The organism is Candidatus Rokuibacteriota bacterium (genome assembly GCA_016209385.1).
Lineage (GTDB): Bacteria > Methylomirabilota > Methylomirabilia > Rokubacteriales > CSP1-6 > JACQWB01.
In genome coordinates, this window is sequence record JACQWB010000250.1 from 1 (window position 1) to 5501 (window position 5501).

The window sequence follows — 5501 nt, forward strand, 5'->3', positions numbered from 1 at the left end:
AAGCCGCCGCGCCCGACGTAGGTCCTCGGCACCATGATCGGGTAGACGCGGTGCGCGGCGATCCGCTCGAGAACGGGTCGGGGGATGCCGCTCGCCCGCTCCTGCTGGACCTGGTACGATTCGAGGTTCTTGAAACGCACGGTCCTCCGGTTCATCTCCTCGGGCGTCACGGTGATCGTTTTCACGGTCACTCTCCCCTGGCCAACAGTAGCGCGGGGGCGCCGGCAGGTCAAGAACGCCCCGGCTCGCAGAGCGGTACTGCTCGGCGCGATCCCCGGAGACCGCCATGCCCGTCGCTGAGGGACCAACCCCCCCGCGCCATGTCCTCCTTGCTACACACGGATAACGGGCCCGTCTAGCCCGAAGGTGTCGAAAATCGGATACGCTCTTGTCCGGGCTGAACGCCGCGTGGTAGGCTGTTGCCACGACGGCGATGGACCCCGAAATCAGAGCCCAATTCGACGAGACCCGCCGCCACTTCGACGTGATCGCCGAAGGGATGCGCGCCGAGGTCCGGCTCGTCGCCGAAGGCGTCACGGCGCTGGCCGAGCGCGTGGATCGGCTCGAGCATAACCTCCGAGAGGAGATCCGTGAGACCCGAAGGGACCTGACGGCTCTTCTCACGGCGTCGTACACCGACCTCGACCGGCGGGTTCGCCGGCTCGAAGGCGACCGCTAGGCGGACCCGACCATGGCCGTCACCGGCAACACCTGAGGCTCGGATCGCCACTAAACTATACTTGTTAGGGAGAACCATGAGTACTTTCCAAATACTGAGTTCCCTGCAGCAACTCTCGAACTGCAGGCTAGCACGCTCCCCATTTCATTGCATATCCGGAAGGGCGATTCGCAAGCTTTCCGCACTCCACGGGCAAGCCCTGTCTATTGCAGCATGATCAACTGAGTAACCTAAGCATGAGCACAATTTAGGCACAATCGGTAGTTTGACAGGGAATTCTTTGACGGGCAACTATAGAAGGGCCTAGGAAGCACAAAGGCCCTTCTCCGGCCGTAGTCGGAGCCCCGGTCCGCTCCACCCCGCCCAAGCGGCGGCAGGAAATCCCACCGGCCTACGGGAGAAACCTGCCGCGGGGGCTGTTGCTCCCGCGTCTCCCAGCATCGGGAGCATGGCCGATGCTAAAGCGCGGATGAAGCCCCGGTCAAGGGGAACGCTGACGCGGTGGGCCCCCGGCTACGAGGAGAGGAGTGGCTCCCCGGGGGCCGCCGGGGCCGCGGGCGGCTCAGTAGAGCCGGTTCCTGTACCCCTCTTGATGACCTCCCCCTGGGCTCAGAGAAGGCGCTCGTCGAACCCGCACCGCGTCAGGACCTCGGGCTCGCCCTCGGTCACCACGAAGGTGTCTTCGAGCCGGACCCCCCCGCCGCCGCGGACGCCTCCCACCCAGATGAGCGGCTCCACGGCCAGCACCATCCCCGGTTCCAGCACCACTTCGCTCGAGCCCCGCTGGGGCTCGCCGATGTACGGCGGCTCGTTGGAGGAGATCCCGAGCCCGTGGCCGATGAAGAGGTGGAGGAGGTTTTGCTCGAGGCCGGCCCTGGCCGCCACCTGCTTGATCTCTGCCGCTATCTCGTTGTTCGTGCGGCTGGGACGCAGACCCCGGTGGGCGACCATCAGGCAGTCATAGACGGTCCGGTAGACCTTGCGCTGGATGTCGGAAGGCGTGCCGCAGATCACGGCCCGTCCCTCGTCGGAGAAGTAACCGTTCCAGCAGGCGCCGATGTCGATGAAGACCAGATCGCCGTTCCGGATGATCTTGTCCGTGGCGAAGCGCGTGGGCGGGGACATGCGCTCCCCCGAGGAGACGAAGGGGCTCGCGAGGTGGGCGAACTCGCCCCCGAGCCGGAAGAGCGTGCGCATCGCCTCGCCGGCCACCTCGCACTCGCGGACGCCGGGTTTGACCGCCTCAATCGCGGTTTCGGTCACGGCGTCAGCGATGGCCGCTGCCTCTCGCAAGAGCTGGATCTCCTCGGGCAGCTTGACCCGGCGAACCTCCTGCATGAAGGTCTCGCCGTCGGCCATCTGCGCCCGGTTGAGGTGCTTCGTGTAGGCGTTGAGCTGGGGCATCGTCATCCCGTCGAAGCCCACGCGCCCGCCCTCCGCGCCGTGTTCGCGGAGCACCCGAGCCGTGTGCTCCGCCGTCACGGCCTCGACCATCCCCACCTCTTCCATGATCGGGATGATCACGAAGTCGCCGATCCACGGCATCACCTCCTTCGCCCGAGCGTACTCGCCGCCGGACAGGAACAGGACCGGTTGTCCCTCGGGAAAGAGGATGACCCCGTACTGCGTCGTGGACCGGTACTGGAGCATGATCGCCCGGAGGCTGGTCAGGTAGCGGACGTTCTCGTCCTTCCAGAGGACGAGGGCGTCCAGGCCCTTCGCCCGCATGGCCTGCTGGGTCTTCGCGACGCGCGCCAGGCGCAGGCGGTCGAAGTCCACCCGTGCCTCGTAGTCAACCTGGAACTGCCCGCGCGCGTAGCCGTACATCGATTACTTCGGCTCCCACCCCACCGGGGCGCGGGCCGGCGAGGGATCGCCCGTCCAGCTCACGCGTAGACCTCGGGGTTGTACAGGTTCGGCGGCCGCCGCCCCTCGATTACCGCGACGATGTTCTCGGCCACGATGGACGCGATGTGCGTACGGGTCTCCAGGGCAGCGCTGCCGATGTGGGGTGTCAGCACCACGTTCGAGAGGCTCAGGAGCCGCGGCTCGACCCGGGGCTCGTGTTCGTAGACATCGAGGGCAGCCCCGGCGATCTGCTTCCGCTCGAGGGCGTCCGCCAGGGCCTGCTCATCGACGATCGGACCCCTGGCGGTGTTCACGAGGTAGGCCGAGGGGCGCATCAGCCCGAGCTGCCGGCGCCCGATGAGATGGACGGTCTCCGGCGTCAACGCCACGTTGACGGAGACGAAGTCCGACTCTCCGAGGAGATCATCCAGCGGTCGGTACGCGGCCCCCAGGGCGGACTCGCGCGAGGCGTCCAGCCGATTGCGCTTGGTATAGAGGATCCGCATGCCGAAGCCCTGAGCCCGCCGCGCGACGGCTTCGCCGATTCTGCCGAGGCCCACGATGCCCAGCGTCTTGCCGTTCACCTCGCCTCCGACGAGATACATGGACTGCGCTCCCGGGAAGAGGCCGGAGCGGACGGCGCCGTCCGCTTCCACGACCCGCCGGGCCACAGTCATGAGCAGCGCCCAGTGCAGGTCGGCCGTCGCCTCAGTGACAACGGGAGGAATCGTGGTCACGGGGATCCGCCGCGCCGTCGCGGCCGCCATGTCGATCCCCGCAGGAATAATGGCCATCGAAGCGATCAGCTTGAGCTTCGGGCTTTCATTGATCACCTCGGCGTCCACGCGGTCGTGAAGGAGGCACAAGAGGTACTCGTTCCGCGTGAGCGCCGCCATCAGCTCCGACTTCGTGATGATGTGTAGGGGATCCGGGTTCAGCTCCACCTTCCCCAATTTTCGGAGTCGGGCCAGAGCGTTCTCTGGAATCGGCTGGGTGACAAAGATCGTGGGAGCCATCGGGGCGCCCTTTTGTATCACCGGCCCAATGCTTCTGTCAAGGAGCCGAGGACCATGATCGTTCCTACTACCGCCTACCGCCTCGCTCGCGCGCGAACAGAACCTGCCCCCCGACACGGGGCGGATAAATGTGCGGATGCGGCGGTAAGTTACGCGGCGGATGACGAGCCTGGCAAGAAGAAAGCCGCGCGTGCGCGGTGTTCTCGTCGTGGCGTTCGCTGCGTGCTGGATTGCCTCGAGCAGGCCGCGCTTGTCGAGCGAAAGGCCGCCGATGACGCGAACAAACGGGGGGCGATCCTGGCCGAACTCGGAAAGATCGGCGGGGAGCGGTAACCTTCAGCCGGAACGAGATCTTATGACGAGGAGGGCCTGGTGGGGAAGGGCTACTGGTCCTTGAGCGACGGGAGCGGCAGGCGATCCTGGGGCAGGGCCCGGCTGGCCAGCTTGGCGAGCAGGGCCGGCGTCAGGAGGGTCCGAAGCGCGGTGGCGTCGCGGAGCTCCCGGAGAATGCCAAGGGGGACCTTGTAGCGCTCCGCTCTCACCTCCCGAAGGGCGTGCTCGTAGAGACGGTAGAGACCGGGGGCGGTCGCCTCGTGGCTGAAGTCCAGTGCCGCGATCAGTTCCTCCAGAGCCGCTCCGGCCCGCCGCATGTCCCGGGCCACGCAACCGTCGACGGCGAAGTCATAGAGCTGGAGAAGCACCTGCCGGGGGGTCATCCCCCAAGGCTGCGTCGTGAGGTATGGCGCCTCCATGTAGCTCTCAGCGGTACCCCGCATGGTCAGGTGTGGCATGGTCAGGTGTGTGCGTCCCAAAACAGCATGGTTGCCCGAGGCCTGAGGCGGAATCAGGTAAATCCCGGCATCGGCGGGGGGGAAATCCCTGAGGAGGGATCCAGCCGGTCCAGTTGACAATCGCCCCCCCGGGTGCTAGGGTTGCGGCAATTTACTCCTGACCGGCGAGCCATCGGGAGGGATCCAATGCGGCGCCAGCTGAAGAAGCTCGTCTTCGTAGAGCCCAAGTCCACGCACCTACACGTCTACAGCCGCATAACTATTCCGCGATTAGGGTCTGTGCTGCTGGCCACCATCATGAGGAACAAAGGGTACGAGGTGCGGGTCTATATCGAGGACATCCATCCCGTGGACATGGGCGAACTGCTGTCGGCCGACCTCGTCGCCATCTCCGCGATCACCTCGACGGCTCCCCAGTCCTACCGCCTGGCCGACCAGGTCCGCGAGGCCGGGATCCTCACCGTGGTCGGCGGGACCCACGTCACGTTTCTCCCGGACGAGGGGCTCCAGCACGCCGACTACGTGGTGCGCGGCGAAGGCGAGTTCGCCTTCCAGGAGCTGGTGGACGCGATCCAGGCCGGCTCGGGGGTCGAGAAGATCCAGAACCTCTCCTACCTCAACGCGGAGGGGCGCGCGGTCCACAACCCCGAGCGCCCCAAGATCGCCAACCTGGACGTCAACCCGATCCCCGACTACCACCTGATCACCGGTTGGAAGTCGGGCGGCGTGGTCTCCATCGCCACCTCCCGCGGCTGCCCGTTCTCCTGCACCTTCTGCTCGGTGCCGGGGATGTACGGGCACGCCTTCCGCACCCACTCGATCGACCGGGTGCTGGAGGAGCTCCGGCTCCACCGGGACGACCTCTATGCCTTCTTCGCCGACGACATCTTCACAGCCAACAAGAAGCGGGTGAAGGAGCTGCTGTCCCGGATGATCCGGGAAGGGCTCACCCCGGAGTGGGGCGCCCAGGTCCGGACCGAGACGGTGGACGACCCGGAGCTCCTCCAGCTCATGCGGGATTCAAACTGCTTCAACGTCTACGTGGGGTTCGAGTCCATTAACCCGCGGACCCTCAAGCTCTTCCAGAAGAAACAGGACCTGGCCAAGATCGAGCGGTCCATCGAGCGCTTCCACGCCCACAACATCAGGATCCACGGCATGTTCGTG

The 5501-nt window shown here is 66.0% G+C and carries 6 protein-coding genes; 2 read left to right on the top strand and 4 right to left on the bottom strand.

Annotated elements, in window-relative coordinates; genetic code table 11:
• The coding region (locus tag HY726_18725; GenBank protein MBI4611031.1) for a hypothetical protein at positions 1-185 on the bottom strand (185 nt) is incomplete at its 3' end.
• A gap of 248 nt (positions 186-433) precedes the next feature.
• Between HY726_18725 and HY726_18730 the strand changes: the two genes are divergently transcribed.
• A complete protein-coding gene (locus HY726_18730) occupies positions 434-679 on the top strand; it encodes a hypothetical protein (GenBank protein ID MBI4611032.1) in 246 nt (81 codons plus the stop codon).
• A gap of 609 nt (positions 680-1288) precedes the next feature.
• On the opposite strand, the gene HY726_18735 is transcribed toward HY726_18730, so the two are convergent.
• The 3 genes from HY726_18735 to HY726_18745 form a co-directional block, all read right to left on the bottom strand.
• On the bottom strand, positions 1289-2506 hold the full coding sequence (locus HY726_18735; protein MBI4611033.1) for an aminopeptidase P family protein: 1218 nt from the start codon (positions 2504-2506) through the stop codon (positions 1289-1291).
• Positions 2507-2565: 59 nt separating this feature from the next.
• Positions 2566-3543, bottom strand: coding sequence for a D-glycerate dehydrogenase (locus HY726_18740; protein MBI4611034.1), 978 nt, complete (start codon positions 3541-3543; stop codon positions 2566-2568).
• 383 nt (positions 3544-3926) lie between these two features.
• On the bottom strand, positions 3927-4334 hold the full coding sequence (locus HY726_18745) for a hypothetical protein (protein ID MBI4611035.1): 408 nt from the start codon (positions 4332-4334) through the stop codon (positions 3927-3929).
• 186 nt (positions 4335-4520) lie between these two features.
• Between HY726_18745 and HY726_18750 the strand changes: the two genes are divergently transcribed.
• On the top strand, positions 4521-5501 hold a 981-nt coding region (locus tag HY726_18750; protein MBI4611036.1), incomplete at its 3' end, for a B12-binding domain-containing radical SAM protein.

Coding starts and splice junctions, on each gene's coding strand:
- HY726_18730 (MBI4611032.1), top strand. CDS start 434: ATGGACCCCGAAATCAGAGCCCAATTCGACGAGACCCGCCGCCACTTC.
- HY726_18735 (MBI4611033.1), bottom strand. CDS start 2,506: ATGTACGGCTACGCGCGCGGGCAGTTCCAGGTTGACTACGAGGCACGG.
- HY726_18740 (MBI4611034.1), bottom strand. CDS start 3,543: ATGGCTCCCACGATCTTTGTCACCCAGCCGATTCCAGAGAACGCTCTG.
- HY726_18745 (MBI4611035.1), bottom strand. CDS start 4,334: ATGCCACACCTGACCATGCGGGGTACCGCTGAGAGCTACATGGAGGCG.